Genomic DNA, 15,534 nt, shown 5'->3' on the forward strand with positions numbered 1-15,534 from the left:
TCTTGCGCGGCGCGACAATGCCGTTGGTGTTTGCAACACTTTTGTTACGGATCTGGTTGGTTTCCTTGTCTCACATCTGTCTGTTCCGGAACTTGGCATGTCCGTCCTGAACCGCCGCGATTGGCAGCCGGGCTCGCTTCTGCGGCAGATGCGCGATGGCATTCACCGGCCCACGCTGATGGCGCTTCTGTCGGTCGATCTTGGCCTTGTCCTGCTGCATTCTGCTCTTGGATATCTGCTGATGGTGAACGCGCTGGACGCGATTCCCGATCTGCTGCGGATCGACCGTGATTTCGGTCTGGGCGAAACCTTCGGCTATGCGAAATGGGCCGCGCTGGTTGCGATCATGGTCGCAGCCTATCTGCGCAGCCGCGCGCCGGTCTTTCTTGCACTGGCCGCGCTTTGGCTTTTCGCGCTGGCCGATGACAGCCTGCAATTGCACGAGAATGTCGCCCTTGCGGTCCTGTCCCGGCTGCCGTCGAAGACGATCGACACGGGAGTGATCGAGGTCGCCTTCTTCATCGCCGCCGGCGCCATCCTGATGCTGCCGGCAAGCCTTGCCCTGATTCGCAGCACGGCGCGGCAGCGGTTGCAGATCGCGCCCCTGATCCTGCTTTTCGCGGGGGTGGTCGCTTGCGGAATGGGCGTCGACTTCGTGCATTCGCTGGTCGAAGGCAATACGCTGATCGCCGGAATCCTGGGAATCATCGAGGATGGCGGCGAGATGGTCTTCATGTCGGCCATGCTGGCCTATGCCCTGGGCACATTCGGCCTGCCCGCGCGGGCCTCAGACCGGCAACGCGGTGGTGCGAAAGACGGTGCGCAGCGCGAATGACGAATGCATCTGCTGGACGCCGGGCAGCTTGGCAAGGAATTGCCGGTGGATGCGGGCGAAATCGTCGGTATCCTCGACCACGATCTTCAACAGGTAATCCGCCGTTCCCGCCATCAGATGACATTCCAGCACATCCGGAATCGCGCGCACGCCGCGTTCAAATCCGTCCAGCACGTCGTCGGTCTGCCCCGACAGCGTGATTTCGACGAAAACCGTGGTCTGACGGCGCAGCTTGCGCGCGTCCAGAAGCGCGACATAGGCCGAGATGACTCCCGCCGCCTCCAGCCGCTGCACGCGCCGGTGGCAGGCCGAGGCTGATAGATTCACCCGCAACGCCAGATCGGCATTACTGATTCGCCCCTCTTTCTGCAGCAAGGCGAGAATCCGGCGGTCTGTTGCGTCCAACTGTTCCATGCTGGGCAATTTCTTCGAAGATTCGCCGCCATTCCAGCGTTTTCTTCGATCGCCGGCGATGGCGCGCGGACAGGTTCGCAGCACCTTCGCGCCCGCCGCTGGCACACTGGCACGCAGCGAGAGGAGAACATCATGAAGATCGGTTGCCCGGCAGAGATCAAGCCGCAGGAATTTCGCGTGGGTCTGACCCCCGCCGCCGCCGCCGAGGCGGTCGCACGTGGCCATGAGGTCGCGATCCAGAAGGGCGCGGGACTTGGCGCGGGCTTTGCCGATGACGATTATTCCGCCGTGGGTGCCCGGATCCTGCCCGACGCGGCCAGCCTCTATGGCGAGGCGGATCTGATCGTCAAGGTCAAGGAGCCTCAGGCAAGCGAACGCGCGATGCTGCGCAGGGGTCAGGTGCTGTTCACCTATCTGCATCTGGCGCCCGATCCGGACCAGACACGCGACCTGCTGGAATCCGGTGTCACCGCGATCGCGTATGAAACCGTGACCGATCGCGCGGGCGGACTGCCGCTGCTGGCACCCATGTCCGAGGTCGCGGGCCGGCTAGCACCGCAGGTGGGGGCGTGGACGCTGCAAAAGGCCAATGGCGGGCGGGGCGTGCTGATGGGGGGCGTGCCGGGTGTCCTGCCCGCCCGCGTCACCGTGATCGGCGGCGGTGTCGTCGGCACCCACGCGGCGCGTGTCGCGGCGGGGATGGGGGCGTCGGTGACGGTGCTGGACCGATCCCTGCCGCGGTTGCGCTATCTCGATGATGTCTTCGGCGGATTGTTCCGCACCGGCCATGCCAGCGGCGCGCTGACCGAGGAACTGGTCGCGGCGTCGGACATGGTCATCGGGGCCGTGCTGGTCCCCGGCGCCGCCGCGCCGAAACTCGTGCGGCGCGAACAATTGGCCATGATGCTGCCCGGCGCGGTTCTGGTCGATGTGGCGATCGACCAGGGCGGCTGTTTCGAAACCTCGAAACCCACCACCCACGAGGATCCGATCTATGAGGTGGACGGGATCATGCATTATTGCGTGGCGAACATGCCCGGCGCGGTCGCGCGAAGCTCGACCCAGGCGCTTGGGAACGCCACGCTGCCCTTCCTGCTGGCGCTGGCCGACAAGGGCTGGCGGCGGGCGGTGACCGACGATCCGCATCTGCGCGCAGGCCTGGCCGTGCATGACGGGCAGCTGACCTCGCCGCCGGTGGGCGAGGCCCTGGGCCTGGCCTCGGTCAGCCCCGACACGCTGCTGGCGGGCTGAGTGCGCCGGGCGGGCAGAGGCCAGACCCTGGCGGTCACATGGATCAGACCGGGTTGGCGCGGTCGGCCAGCAGATCGCGGATCTGGGCCAGCAATTCTTCCTGGGTCGGGGCCGAGGGCGCCGTTTCTTCCGGGATCTCCCTGTTGCGGGCGGCGGCTTCCTGCATCCGGTTCACACCCTTGACCAGCAGGAACACGACCCAGGCGATGATGAGAAAGTTGATCACCGCCATGAGGAACGAACCATAGGCGAAGACCGCCGCCCCGGAATCGCGCGCCGCCTGCAGGCTGGCGCCGGCCGGGACATCGCCCGACAGCACCACATATTTGTTGGTAAAGTCGATGCCTCCGGTCACCAGACCCAGGATGGGGTTCAGAAGGTCGTCGACCATCGAACTGACGATCGCGGTGAAGGCCGCGCCGATGATGATCCCGACGGCAAGGTCGATGACGTTGCCACGCGCGATGAAAGACTTGAATTCCTGAAACATGATCCGATCGTCCCCCTGTGCCGCATTGCGGTTGCTTGTCGGGGTGCAGCATCGTTTCGGCCGTCGGAAAAATCAAATGTCATGTTCCGACCGGCGGAATCGGCCCACGCATCGCCCGGGCCGGGTTGCAGGCGGGTCGCACGGCCTGCGGCGACCCGCAGGCAAGGTCATTCGGCAGCGGCCAGCTTTTCGTCGATCTTCGCCTTCAGATCGTTCCAGGGCTGGTTGGGAACCTTCTCGCCGCCGATGATGAAGGTCGGCGTGGCATCCACCTTGTCGTCGGTGGCGTTCTTCTGGAAGGTCGCGATCAGTTGCTCGGCCTTGGCGCCGTCGTCCCAGCAGGCGGTGATCTGATCATCGGTCATGCCGGCCTTCAGGCCGATCTTGCGCAGATTGGTCGCGATCTCGTCGCCCGAATTGCCCGACAGCCATTTCTTCTGTTCGCCCAGCAGCAGGTCCGAGACGGCGTAAAACTTGTCGTCGCCGCCACAGCGGGCCAGAATTCCGGCCCAGAGTCCCACCTGATCGAAATAGACGTCGCGCTGGATGAACCGGACCTTGCCGGTATCGATGTAATCGGCCTTCAGCTTGGGCCAGCTTTCGTCATGGAAGGCGGCGCAATGTCCGCAGGTAAAGCTGGCATATTCGAAGATGGTCAGCGGCGCGTCCTCGGCGCCCATCGTGATGTCGGGCAGGATCTCGACCTGGCCCTGTTCGGCCGGGGCGGCGTCCTGGGCGATGGCGGGCGCGGCCAGAAACAGCGCAAGCGCTGCCGCGATAGAGCGGATCATCATGGATTGTCCTTTCGGGTTGACCGTTTTCTGCGGGCCGCGACGTTCAGCGCAAGCCGCGCCATCGCCTCGGCCAGAACGGGATCGTCGAATTGCCCGGCCACGCGACTTGCGGCGGCGCGGCTTTCGGGATCGGGCTGCGCGGGAACCTGCGGCGCCGGCGCAAACCGGGCCTGGCCTTCGGCGAAACCCGTCGCGGCGGTCTGGGTCAGCACGATCTTCTGGATCGCGTTATAGCCATAGCAGGCATTCACCCGGTCGCGAAGCTGGGGCAGCTGCATCTCGACCATCGGTGCGACGGGACCGGTCGTCAGCAGCGTCAGCGTCGCGCCGAAACTGCCGCGGCCGTGGCTGATGCGAACCGGCCGGGTCAGGCCGGCCAGCTTGTCGCCGGCAATCTCGGGCCAGTGGGTCAGCAGCCGGGAAACCGCGAAGCCACGCCCCTCGGCCGCCTTCTGCACCCGCTCGGCCAGCAGCGATGATGCGGCCTCGAAGCCGCGCCTGCGACGACGGGACCCCTTCCTGCTGTTGTCATTCGCCTGTGCCATCTGTGCCCGTTCTGGTATCACCCCTTTATTCTTAGCCAGAGGACACCGGCGATGAAAGCGTGGTCGCTGAAACGGAGCCTGATAATTGCGTGACGGCAGGATGATAGCGACGGACCTGCTGGACTGGTATGACCGTCACGCCCGGATTCTGCCGTGGCGGGTCCGGCCTGGGCACGGGCGGGCCGATCCATACCGGGTCTGGCTGTCCGAGGTGATGCTGCAGCAGACCACCGTTGCGGCGGTGAAGGATTATTTCCTACGCTTCACCGCGCTGTGGCCCACCGTCGAGGACCTGGCCGCCGCCGAGGATGCGCGGGTCATGGCGGAATGGGCCGGCCTCGGCTATTACGCCCGCGCCCGCAACCTCTTGGCCTGCGCCCGCATCGTGGCCGCAAGAGGCGGATTTCCCGATACGCGCGACGGCTTGCGCGCGCTGCCGGGGATCGGCGCCTATACGTCCGCCGCGATCGCCGCCATCGCCTTCGAGCAGCCGGAAACGGTCGTCGATGGCAATGTCGAGCGCGTCGTGTCGCGTCTTTTCGCGGTGCCGTCCCCGCTGCCCGCCGCCAAGCCCGAACTGACGACCCTGGCAGAAACCCTGACGCCGCGCGAAAGGCCCGGCGATTTCGCCCAGGCGATGATGGATCTGGGCGCCACGATCTGCACCCCGCGCAGCCCGGCCTGCGGCATCTGCCCGCTGATTCGCGATTGCGACGCATACGCGGCCGGAATCGCATCCGACCTGCCACGCAAGTCCCCGAAGGCTGCCAGACCCGCGCGCAGCGGCATCGTCTGGATCGCCCGCAAGGGCGATGCGCTGCTGCTGGAGGAACGCCCTGCAAGCGGTCTGCTGGGCGGCACGCTGGCCTTTCCCTCGGCCGGATGGGACGGGCGCGACCTGCCGCCCCCCGGTCCCGCCGACTGGACCGAGATCGGCGAGGTGCGACACGTCTTCACTCATTTCAGCCTGACGATGCGTGTCATGCTGGGCGAATTGTCGGGCCGGCCGGAACGCGGCCGGCTGGTGCCGTTGCGTCACATCGACCGAAAGGCCCTGCCCGGCCTGATGCGCAAGGTCTGGGATCTGGCGCGGGCGGAAATCGCGGCGTAGGCTTTTGCCATGACCCCGAAGCCCGTCTCGCCGCTGCCCGCCGCGGCACCGTTCTGGATGTCGCTGCTGATGCTGCCGCTGGTCGCGCTTGCGGCCAGAATGGGAGGGGCGTGGTGGCTGCTGCTGCCGCTTGCCGCCTGGTTCATGACCTCGGTCATGGACAGCGTTCTGGGACTGAACGAAGGCAATCCCGATCCGCGGGCAGGCGCCGAGCGGCTGTTCTGGCACCGCGCGATCACGATCATCTGGTTCCCGCTGCAATTCGCGGCCATTTTCGGCGCCATCTGGTATGTCCAGAACAGCGGCCACCTGTCCGGGCTGGAAAAGCTGGGCCTGTTCTTCGGGATCGGCGTTCTGTCGGGCACGATCGGCATCGTCTATGCCCATGAATTGCTGCATCAGAAGACCGCCCTGGAACGCTGGATGGGCGATCTGCTGCTGGCCAGCGTGCTGTATTCGCATTTCCGCAGCGAACATCTTCTGGTTCACCATTCCTGGGTGGCGACACCGCGCGATGCCGTCTCGGCCCGCTATGACGAGGGTTTCTACGGCTTTTTCCTGCGGGTGCTGCTGGAAAGCCCGCGCAGCGCATGGCGGGCCGAGGCGCGGCTGCTGGCCCGCGCCCGCCGCAAGCCCCGGGACCGGCGCAACCCGTTCTGGCGCTATGCAGCGCTGCAACTGGGGATGGTCGCGCTGGCGCTGATTCTGGGCGGCGGGGTGGGCCTCTTGCTGTTCGTCTTCCAGGCCTTCATCGCCGTCTGGCAGCTTGAGCTGACGAATTACGTCGAACATTATGGCCTGACCCGCCGTCATCTGGGTGCAGGGCGTTATGAACATATCCGGCCGCGGCACAGCTGGAATGCCAGCCACAGGGTCACGAACTGGCTGATGATCAATCTGCAGCGTCATTCGGACCATCACTACAGGCCCGACCGCCGGTTTCCGCTGTTGCAGACCTATGGGCCCGACGAGGCGCCGCAGCTTCCGATGGGTTATCCGGCGATGAATTTCCTGGCCATGGCGCCCTGTTGGTGGCGGCGGAAGATGAACCCGCGCGTGCGCAGGTGGCGGCGGCAATTCTATCCCGATATCGAGGACTGGACCGCCTATGACCGGGGCACGCTGCCGATGCCGCGCAACGCGCCATAGCCTCTGCCGTCACGTTTTCGATCCAAAAAGAACGCGAGTGTCGGCAAGCCGACACTTTCGGCGGATTTCCGCTGTATTCCTTTGGTGGCAGATCGAAGGTGCAGGTTCGCAGGTCTCGGTTCGTCTTTTTTCAGCACCTTCGATCCGCTACGCCCATCGGCGTGGCCGACCCGGCCTTTTGCGCCGGATTTTTCATGTTATGGTACGCTGTGTAGCCTGGTTTACAACCCAGCGGAGCATGGCGTGGCATCCCGAGACATTTCTGCGATCAGGTTGCGGCATCCGCCGGGCGGCTCTGCCATCTTGGCGCGTCGCGCCGCCGAGATGCTGCATGAACGCCGTCCCGATCTGCTGAAGGGGCTGGATGGTGCGGCATTCCAGGATTTTCTGGCGACATGCAGCCTGCACCATCATCCGAAACCCCACGAGATTCTGCGTCAGGACGAGCCGACGGACCATTGCTACCTGATCCTGCAGGGGCGGGTCGAGGTCAGCGTGATCGACGTCAACGGCAACCGCGTTCTGGCTCATATCGCCAATCCGGGCGAAGTCATGGGCGAGGTCGAGATTTTCTCGGGCCGGGTTTGCGCCGCGACCTGCACGACCTGGCCCGACACGATGCTGGCCGCCTTCAGCGCGGAAAAGATCATGGCCTGCCTGCCCGCCGAAACGCTGCTTCGAAACTTTGCCGGCATCTTCCATGACCGCCTGACCCGCGACAATGCTCAGCAATCGGTCGCGATGTTCTACGCCGCCGAGGACCGGATTCGCATCCATCTGCTAAGCCTGACCGCGCCCGACCGGCCCGAGGCGCTGATCAGCCAGAACAACCTGGCACTGCTGGCGGGATGTTCGCGCCAGACGGTGAACCAGACACTGGCGCATCTGCGCGGCGCGGGCATCGTGGAGATAACCCGGGGCACGATTCGCGTCCTCGACCGGGCCCGGTTGCAGGGTCCGCGCCCCGGATCGGATTTAACGGCATTGCCGCAGACCACCGTACCGCGCGAAGACGGCGCATAGGACGAAAAGGCCCCGCCATGCGGACATGGCGGGGCAAGGCGGTCCCGCCGCGCGGCAGGCGGCGGAACGACGGCGAACCGTATTCGGGATCAATTCGGGCGGGCGACTTCTCCGGCCAGTTCGGCGCGGATCTGCTGGCGCAAGAGGTCGATCGGGATCATCTTGCCCTCGCGCTTGAAATGCCAGTAGGTCCAGCCATTACAGGACGGAGCGCCCTCCAGCGCGGCGCCGACCTGATGGATCGAGCCCTTGACATCGTTGCCGATCAGGCTGCCATCGGCGCGGACCTTGGCCTTGTGCCGGCTGCCCAGCGAAAACAGTTCCTCGCCCGGACGCAGCATCCCGCGTTCGATCACCTGGCCAAAGGGCACGCGCGGCTCGGCCCGTTTGGCCCGCGTCGTTGCCAGCGCATCGGCGTCGAAGCGGCGGATGCGCGCCAGCCGCTTTTCTGCGACCTCGCGATAGGCAGCCTCGCGTTCGATGCCGATGAAGTCGCGGCCCAGCATCTTTGCCACCGCGCCGGTGGTGCCGGTCCCGAAGAACGGATCCAGCACGACATCGCCGGGACTGGTGGTGCCTATCAGCACGCGATGCAGCAAGGCCTCGGGCTTCTGGGTGGGATGGGCCTTGTCGCCCTTTCCGTCCTTCAGCCGCTCGCCGCCATTGCAGATCGGAATCACCCAGTCGCTGCGCATCTGGATACCCTCGTTCAACGATTTCAGCGCCTCGTAGTTGAAAGTGTATTTCGAGCTTTCGGATTTCGAGGCCCAGATCATCGTTTCATGCGCATTGGTCAGCCGCTTGCCGCGAAAGTTCGGCATCGGGTTGGACTTGCGCCAGATCACGTCGTTCATGATCCAGAAACCCTGGTTCTGCAGTTCGGCGCCGACGCGGAAGATGTTGTGATAGGATCCGATGACCCAGATCGCGCCATCAGGCTTCAACAGGCGCCGCGCAGCGGCCAGCCAGTCGCGGGTAAAGCTGTCATAGGCCGCGAAACCGGCGAACTGGTCCCAGTCATCATCCACCGCATCGACCTTGGAATTGTCCGGCCGATGCAGGTCGCCGCGCAATTGCAGGTTATAGGGCGGGTCGGCAAAAATCAGGTCGATGCTGCCTTCGGGCAGCGAATTCATGATCTCGATGCAATCGCCCGCCAGAATCCGGTTCAGCGGAAGCGGTCGCGCCGCCGCGGCGCAGCTTTCCTTGGTCTTCGTCATCTCTGCCTCTCGGGGATGCCGGCTTTGGCCGGTCTGATCTGTGGACAGGATGAGTCACAGGCGATTCGCCGTCAATTTCTTTTTTGAATCAAGGGCTTGAAGAACGGGGTTTACACAAGATATTGTGGACCGGCCGAAACGAGCGCCTATGATGTGGGGTCAGACCCAAATCTAGAAGGGCACGCTTGTGTGCGGGCGTGGGATAGCCTGCGTTCACCTCCCAGCCATAGCCGGGATGCTGTTGCGCCAAATCCACCATGATGCGGTCGCGCAACACCTTGGCCAGGATCGAGGCCGCCGCAATCGACAGCGACCGCGCGTCGCCGCCCACGATAGCCTCGGCAGGCCGGTCCAGCGCGGCGGGCACCCGGTTGCCGTCGACCAGCACCCGGCAGGGCCTGCACCGCAACCCGGCCACGGCGCGGACCATGGCAAGATGGGCTGCGTGATAGATGTTCAGCCGCTCGATATCCGCGACCTCGACATGGGCGACGGACCAGTCGCAATGGGCCATGATCCAATCGGCCAGCACTTCGCGCTGCTTGCGCCCGACCTTCTTGGAATCGTTCAGCCCCTCGGGGATGTTCACCGGATCCCGCACCACCACCGCGGCCGCCGTCACCGGACCGGCCAGAGGCCCGCGACCGACCTCGTCGACGCCGGCCACCAGCCTGGCGCCGCGCGACATGGCGGCCTGTTCATGGCTGAAATCGGGCAGGCCGGTCATGCGGTAATGCTGACCGGCGCGATGCGGACTTCTTCAAGATTGACGCCCTCGCCCTCGCGATCGACGACCAGGAAATCGGCGGCGCGGTCCAGCGGCGTCAGCACACCATGCCAGACACCCGCCCGCAGGTTCACCCCCATCCCCGACGGCACTAGAAAGGCCAGCACATCGCCCGGCCGCCCGTCTCGATCGGGCGCCACGACCGACAGCCAGGGATCCGGCCCCAGCGGCATGAATGCCTGCGATCCCAGCGGATGCCGTTCCAGCAGCGTGCAATCATGGGGCAGGCTGACCGGCTGACTGCGGAAGATCGACACGATGGCCTCGCCGCCGCCGCGCTGCACCGTCGCCAGCGCATGATGCCGTTCGCAGCGGCCTTCGTTGATCATCCTGTCGGGCCTGTCGCGGGGCGTCAGCAGATCACCGAAAGGCGCGAAGGCATCGGCCGAGATGGGGCGGATTCGGATCGTGGTCATGGCGCCTCCTTGCGCGATCATCTCTAGCGCGCCTCGCCCAGCCCGTCGAGGATCGCGGCCATGATTGCCCGGCGCGTCGGCAGGTCGCGCAGGCGTGCGCATTCGGTCCGGGCGGCGGCGGACATCGCCTTGCATTCCCTGGGATTGTCACGTGCCCAGGCCAGCTTTTCCTCGATATCCGCACAATACCGTGCCACGGGGATATAGTGTTTCCACGGTTTGAAGCGGCCGGAATAGAATACTTCCCAGCCATCTTCTTCCTTCAGCAGCACCGATCGGCTGTCGATCATCGGAATGAAGTTAGAGCCGTGGTCATAGCCGGTCAGGCAAAGCTGATAGCGGAACTGGCGGAAGAAGCCCGGCTTCCGGCGCGGCACGCAATAGGGCGCGATCAGCGGATCCGCGGCGAATTCGCGATAGCCCCAGGCCATGACGACGCCCAGATCGAAATCCGGATGGTCCCAGAAGCGCCGGACAAAGGCCATGCGGCTGGTGCGGCACAGCCCCCCGAATGCCTCTTGCCGGGCATCGGCATCGTCTTGTGCCGCCGCCAGTTGCCGCAGAAACACATGCGAGGCCGGGCCGGGCCGCACCGTATCGCGCATCTCGCTGCCCGAGATCATGCCGCGCCAGACCAGCCGGTCCTCCTTGTCCTCGAACGCGATGGGGTCGGCCGGCGCGGCAGGATCAAAGCCCGGCAGGCCGACATCGTGCTGGCCCGGCAAAGGCCACAGAACCATGTTGCGCGCGCCCTCGCGGCGGCAATGACCCAGAACCGGCCGTCCCGGCGCGGCACCGTCATCCGAACCGAGCCAGCGCGAATCCTCCATGTCGATGCTCAGGGGGCTTCTGCGGCCCAGTCGCAGGGCATCGTTGATGACCGCCTCGGCCCTGAGCAGCTTGAAATGGCGGCCAGGCTGCGAAACTGCGACGGATCCCGCGACCCGGATCCGGCGCGGCGCGCCCGCCGGATCCAGCACCCTGGCGCCGCCGTCCCAGAGGCAGGCATAGCCCGACAATCCCGCAACCGCGCCCTTGCCCGGCGCCCGACCGCGCAGACAGAACCCGGCCACGTCGCGAACGTAATCGGGATCGATGGCCGCCGGCGCCCGCACCCGGTCCAGCGCCGCCAGCAGATCGTCATCGCGCATGGCCCTGGGTGGGGCGATCCAATGCAGCGGAACCGGCTTGTGCGGCATGGAAATCAGGGGACGCAGCCGGTCGATCAGGTCGTGAGGGCTTTCGCGGTCCAGATCCACGCGGATCAGCCGCGGATCATCGCCGAAAAAGTCCTGAACGGCTGCGAGATGGGCGTTCCATTCGGCCCTCCACAAATCCGGCAGGTCGGCTTCGGGGATGCCGCGGTGATAGGCGTGGCACCGCGCGACCGCGCCCCTGTCGCGGGTCAGGCGGTCCAGCAGCCAGCCATCCAGCGCGCGCGTGGTCAGGATGAAATGCGCCTGCGGCACGGTGCGGGCCAGAAAGGCAAAGCGGCGCCACGCCTCCAGCGGCGGCTGCCAGAAGGGGTCGTTGCGCCACAGACCCGCGAACAGGCGGATGTCGTCGCGACCCGAGAACGGCACCCGACCCTCGGCCTCGGCCAGCAGGATCCGGGCGGCAAGGTCGCCGTTCTCGCCCATCGCGGCGCAGTGGCCGTTGCGGCGGAACAGGCGCACCAGCCGCGCGTCACCGCACCATTCCGGACTGATATGGAAGAAGATCGGGGCCGCCATCAGCCCCCGGTCAGCCGGCGCGGCAGCAGGATCGTCAGGCAGCCCAGGATCGGCAGGAACGAGCAGAGCAGGAACACCGTCTCGATCCCCCTCGCGTCGGCCAGCACCCCCAGCCCGGCGGCCGCGATGCCGCCCATGCCGAAGGAAAAGCCGAAGAACAGCCCCGCGATCATGCCTGTGCGGCCGGGCACCAGTTCCTGCGCATAGACCACGATGGCCGGAAATGCCGAGGCCAGGATCAGCCCGATCAGCACTGCCAGAATACCTGTCGGCACCAGTCCGACATGCGGCAAAAGCAGCGTGAAGGGCAGAACGCCGAGGATCGAGAACCAGATCACGCGCAACGGTCCCACGCGGTCCCCGACGACGCCGCCCAGCATGACCCCTGCCGCCATGCCGCCGAGGAACAGGAACAGCATGATCTGTGCCGCCTGCGTGGACAGGCCGAACTTCTCGATGGTGAAGAAGGTGAAATAGCTGGTCATGGCGGCGGTGTAGATATTCTTGGTGAAGACAAGAATGGCCAGAACCGCGATCGAACGGAAGACCATATCGCGCGGCAGCCGCAGCGCGCGGTCGACCTGTGCCGCCGTGGCCCGGCGCCGCCCCTCGGCCCAGTCGCCGACACGCCACAACAGCGCGATGCCAAGCGCCGCGGCGACCGCAAACCATGCCACCGCCGGTCGGCCCAGCGGCACGACGATGAAGGCCGCCAGCAACGGCCCCAGCGATTGTCCGGAATTGCCGCCAAGCTGGAACAGCGATTGCGCGGTCCCGAACCGCCCGCCCGAAGCCAGCCGCGCCACCCGCGAGCTTTCGGGATGGAACACGGCCGATCCGATGCCGATCATCATCGCGCCCGCCAGCAGCATCCCGTAGCTGCTTGCAAAAGCCAGCAGCAGCACGCCGCAGAAGGTCGAGGCCATTCCCAGCGACAGCGATCTTGGCTGCGGATGACGGTCGGTCACGATACCGATCAGCGGCTGCAGCAGCGAGGCCGTGACTTGGAAGGCAAAGGTCATGATCCCGATCTGCGCGTAGCTCAGCGAGAATTCGACCCGCAGCAGCGGATAGATCGCGGCCAGCATCGACTGCATCACGTCGTTGATCATGTGAGACAGGCTGATCGCCATCAGGATCGGCCACGTCGTCCGGGCCGGGCCGGCCAGCGGGCGGCCGGTCGCAGGCAGGTTGTCACCGACGCTCATGGCGCGCTGTCCTCCGATCGCTTGCAGATGATGAAATATCATTCGCGGAGCGGCTTGGAAATCCCCGGCCGGCACAACCTGGACGCGGGGGATTCGTGTTGGAAAACAAGCTGGAACAGCCAAGCTCCAGCTGCGTCAACTATGCCGATATCGACAGGTTTCCTTCCGGGCCGCGCGGATTGACACTATTGGCATGTGCTTTTCGCCGGTTTCAGGTTTCAGATGACAAAACTTCCACCGACCTTCGTCCGTTCATTGCGTCCCGGCGGCTCGGCCAGGGCGCCCAAACGGATGAACACCTGGCAATCCGTCCGTGCCGAGGTGCTGGAGCGGATCCGGTCGGGCGAATGGGCGCCGGGCACGCTGATCCCGACGGAACACCAGCTTGCGCATCAATTGGGCTGCGCCCGCGCGACGGTGAACCGCGCGTTGCGCGAACTGGCCGAAAGCGGCGTGGTCGAACGCCGCCGCAAGGTCGGGACCCGTGTCACGGCCACGCCGCATCAGCGCACGACGCTGGAAATGCCGGTCATCCGCAGCGAGATCGAGGCAGCCGGCGCGGTTTATCGCTATGTCCTGACCGCGTTCGAGCGGGGGCCGATCCCCTCGGAGGCGGCGTTGCGCGCACTGCAGGTCGAGGCAAGCCAGAATCTGCTGCTGGTCAAGGCGCAATATCTGGCCGATGGCGCGCCGCATTGCTGCGAGGCGATCTGGCTGAACCCCCGCGCCCTGCCCCCCCTGACGCGCGCCGATCTCGAGGGCCAGTCGGCACCCGAATGGCTGGCCCGGCACGTGCCCCTGACGCGCGGCAGGGTGACGATCCTGGCCGAGGGCGCCAGCGGCGACTGTGCCCACAATCTGTGGATCGAGCCGGGAACGCCGATCCTCGCGATCGAGCGGACGAACTGGCGCAACGCGACCCCGGTCTCGTTCTCGCGGCAGTTCTACCCGCCGCAGCACCGGCTGGTTTCCGAGGATTAGGGCACGGCGCCCATCGCCGTCGGGATCAGCAGCGAGACCGCGGGAAACAGGATCAGGATCGTCAGGACCAGAAGGTCCACGGCCAGGAACCGCCCGATCCCGGCGAAAATGCGGTCGATACCCATGTCGCGTGTCACTCCGGCGATGATATAGACGTTCAGCCCGACCGGCGGCGTGATCAGCCCGATTTCCAGCAGCTTGACGATGACCACGCCCAGCCAGACCGGATTCAGGTCGTAATCCGCGACCAGCCGGGCCAGGAAGGGCAGCGTCAGGACCAGGATGGCCAGCGGATCCAGAAACATCCCCATGATCAGATAGATCAGAGCAATCGCCAGCATCAGCATCAGATACGAGGGATCAAGCTGCGCGACCGACATCGAAAAGGCCTCGGCCATGCCGCTTTGCGTGGCGAAATCGGCAAACAGCCAGGCACCCGCCAGGACCAGCAGGATCGATACGCTTTCGATCAGGCTTTCCCGGCAGGCGCGCCATACAGCGCCCCAGGTCAGCCGAGTCTGCGCGACACCGATGGCAAGCGTCAGCGCGACCGAGATCGCGACGGCCTGCGCCACCGTCAGCGCCCGGCTGAAGATGCCGAAGACGATCACGGCAAAGATCAGGATCGCGGGCCATGCGGCGAAGGTGGCGTCCAGCGGCGTCGCGGTCGTGCGCGGGACATCGGGCGCGGCGCCCGGATCGCTTCGCACCCACCATGCGACGACCGCGATCATGCCCGCCAGCGACAGCAGGCCGGGCAGGATGCCCGCCATGAACAGCGGCGCGATGGGCCTGTCGGTCAGGATGCCGAACAGGACGAACAGGATCGACGGCGGGATCAGCGAGCCCAGCGTGCCGCCCGCTGCCACCGATGCGGCGGCCAGTTTCGGGTCATAACCCAGGCGCAGCATCTCGGGCACGCAAATCCGGCCCATGGTCGAGGCGCAGGCGGTCGACGATCCGGAAATGGCCGCGAAACCGCCGCAACCCAGCACGGCGGCCAGCGCCGGGCCACCCGGCAGCGATCTCAGCCAGACGGCGGAGGCATCGTAGATTCGCGTGCTGATTCCGGCATAGAGCGCAAGATTGCCAAGCAGGACGACCAGCGGCACCAGGAGCAGCCCGGGCGAATGGAGCAGGCCGTCAAGCGAGGAAAACAGCGACGCAATCGCACTGGGCAACGCCCCGCCCGCCGGCATCAGCAAAAGCCCCGGCACCGATATCGCCAACAACGCCAAGGCCAGCGGCACCCGCAACCAAAGCAGCACCAGCGCAAGCAACAGCAGGATCGGCCCAAGGCTTGCAGCCATGGCCTAGACCGTTCCTTTGCCGCAGCGATCGTCGATCGTCGCGGTCTCGCGCAATGTCGCCGGATTCCGCGAAAGCGGGCATCGTCTTCGGGGCGCGGCCATCGGAACGTCCGGCGCGAGGGGCCTGGTCGACCTCATCGCGGCGGTCGCGCCGGATCTTGCGGGTTGCCGCAACTGGAGATCCTCATCCGGCCCCCTTTCCCGGTCCGTCCTTCATGCGAAACCTCGCTGAATTCTTCCCGCTTGACCAGAGCGGGAAGGGCCGTT

Annotated in this window: 16 protein-coding genes; 6 read left to right on the forward strand and 10 right to left on the reverse strand. The window is 65.8% G+C overall.

Features of this window, described 5'->3' with window-relative positions:
- Positions 1-97 precede the first annotated feature (97 nt).
- On the forward strand, positions 98-835 hold the full coding sequence (locus tag B4L36_RS04605; protein ID WP_292953058.1) for a hypothetical protein: 738 nt from the start codon (positions 98-100) through the stop codon (positions 833-835).
- Here B4L36_RS04605 and B4L36_RS04610 read toward each other — a convergent pair.
- Complete coding sequence (locus B4L36_RS04610) at positions 788-1,249, reverse strand: Lrp/AsnC family transcriptional regulator (protein WP_292953061.1); 462 nt, start codon at positions 1,247-1,249, stop codon at positions 788-790. The two genes, B4L36_RS04605 and B4L36_RS04610, sit on opposite strands and share 48 nt — an antisense overlap.
- Positions 1,250-1,381: 132 nt before the next feature.
- Here B4L36_RS04610 and ald point away from each other — a divergent pair, with 132 nt between their 5' ends.
- The gene (gene ald, locus B4L36_RS04615; protein ID WP_292953064.1) at positions 1,382-2,500 is read left to right on the forward strand and encodes an alanine dehydrogenase; all 1,119 of its coding nucleotides are present in this window, start codon (positions 1,382-1,384) and stop codon (positions 2,498-2,500) included.
- A gap of 43 nt (positions 2,501-2,543) precedes the next feature.
- Here ald and mscL read toward each other — a convergent pair whose 3' ends face one another.
- The 3 genes from mscL to B4L36_RS04630 form a co-directional block, all read right to left on the reverse strand.
- Positions 2,544-2,990, reverse strand: coding sequence for a large conductance mechanosensitive channel protein MscL (gene mscL / locus B4L36_RS04620; RefSeq protein WP_292953067.1), 447 nt, complete (start codon positions 2,988-2,990; stop codon positions 2,544-2,546).
- A gap of 167 nt (positions 2,991-3,157) precedes the next feature.
- A complete protein-coding gene (locus tag B4L36_RS04625; protein WP_292953070.1) occupies positions 3,158-3,784 on the reverse strand; it encodes a DsbA family protein in 627 nt (208 codons plus the stop codon).
- Positions 3,781-4,329 (reverse strand): DUF721 domain-containing protein, encoded by a 549-nt coding sequence (locus B4L36_RS04630; protein ID WP_292953073.1) that lies wholly within the window; start codon positions 4,327-4,329, stop codon positions 3,781-3,783. The genes B4L36_RS04625 and B4L36_RS04630 overlap by 4 nt, the downstream gene beginning before the upstream one ends.
- Positions 4,330-4,429: 100 nt before the next feature.
- Here B4L36_RS04630 and B4L36_RS04635 point away from each other — a divergent pair, with 100 nt between their 5' ends.
- The 3 genes from B4L36_RS04635 (at position 4,430) to B4L36_RS04645 (ending at position 7,612) form a co-directional block, all read left to right on the forward strand.
- Positions 4,430-5,440, forward strand: coding sequence for an A/G-specific adenine glycosylase (locus B4L36_RS04635; RefSeq protein WP_292953076.1), 1,011 nt, complete (start codon positions 4,430-4,432; stop codon positions 5,438-5,440).
- A 9-nt stretch (positions 5,441-5,449) separates the two neighbouring features.
- A complete protein-coding gene (locus B4L36_RS04640; protein WP_292953079.1) occupies positions 5,450-6,589 on the forward strand; it encodes an alkane 1-monooxygenase in 1,140 nt (379 codons plus the stop codon).
- A 303-nt stretch (positions 6,590-6,892) separates the two neighbouring features.
- Positions 6,893-7,612, forward strand: a complete 720-nt coding sequence (locus tag B4L36_RS04645; protein WP_292953081.1) for a Crp/Fnr family transcriptional regulator — start codon at positions 6,893-6,895, stop codon at positions 7,610-7,612.
- A gap of 89 nt (positions 7,613-7,701) precedes the next feature.
- Here the strand turns inward: B4L36_RS04645 and B4L36_RS04650 are convergent, their stop codons facing one another.
- The 5 genes from B4L36_RS04650 to B4L36_RS04670 all read right to left on the reverse strand — a co-directional run bounded on the left by B4L36_RS04650 (position 7,702) and on the right by B4L36_RS04670 (position 12,976).
- Positions 7,702-8,832 carry a site-specific DNA-methyltransferase gene (locus B4L36_RS04650; protein ID WP_292953084.1) on the reverse strand — a complete coding sequence of 377 codons (1,131 nt, stop codon included), beginning with the start codon at positions 8,830-8,832 and terminating at the stop codon, positions 7,702-7,704.
- An 88-nt stretch (positions 8,833-8,920) separates the two neighbouring features.
- Positions 8,921-9,559: a ribonuclease HII gene (locus B4L36_RS04655; RefSeq protein ID WP_292953087.1), complete on the reverse strand. Its 639-nt coding sequence runs from the start codon at positions 9,557-9,559 to the stop codon at positions 8,921-8,923.
- A complete protein-coding gene (locus B4L36_RS04660; protein WP_292953090.1) occupies positions 9,556-10,035 on the reverse strand; it encodes an ureidoglycolate lyase in 480 nt (159 codons plus the stop codon). Before B4L36_RS04660 ends, B4L36_RS04655 begins: the two co-directional genes overlap by 4 nt.
- 23 nt (positions 10,036-10,058) lie before the next feature.
- Entirely contained in the window at positions 10,059-11,768 is a 1,710-nt protein-coding gene (locus tag B4L36_RS04665) for a glycosyl transferase family 90 (RefSeq protein WP_292953093.1), read from the reverse strand.
- A complete protein-coding gene (locus B4L36_RS04670; protein ID WP_292953096.1) occupies positions 11,768-12,976 on the reverse strand; it encodes an MFS transporter in 1,209 nt (402 codons plus the stop codon). Before B4L36_RS04670 ends, B4L36_RS04665 begins: the two co-directional genes overlap by 1 nt.
- 291 nt (positions 12,977-13,267) lie before the next feature.
- Between B4L36_RS04670 and B4L36_RS04675 the strand changes: the two genes are divergently transcribed.
- On the forward strand, positions 13,268-13,957 hold the full coding sequence (locus B4L36_RS04675) for a GntR family transcriptional regulator (protein WP_292953099.1): 690 nt from the start codon (positions 13,268-13,270) through the stop codon (positions 13,955-13,957).
- Here B4L36_RS04675 and B4L36_RS04680 read toward each other — a convergent pair.
- Positions 13,954-15,267 carry a TRAP transporter large permease gene (locus B4L36_RS04680; protein ID WP_292953102.1) on the reverse strand — a complete coding sequence of 438 codons (1,314 nt, stop codon included), beginning with the start codon at positions 15,265-15,267 and terminating at the stop codon, positions 13,954-13,956. The genes B4L36_RS04675 and B4L36_RS04680 overlap by 4 nt on opposite strands.
- Positions 15,268-15,534 lie beyond the last annotated feature (267 nt).

This window comes from Paracoccus sp. UBA889 (genome assembly GCA_002294185.1).
Lineage (GTDB): Bacteria > Pseudomonadota > Alphaproteobacteria > Rhodobacterales > Rhodobacteraceae > Paracoccus.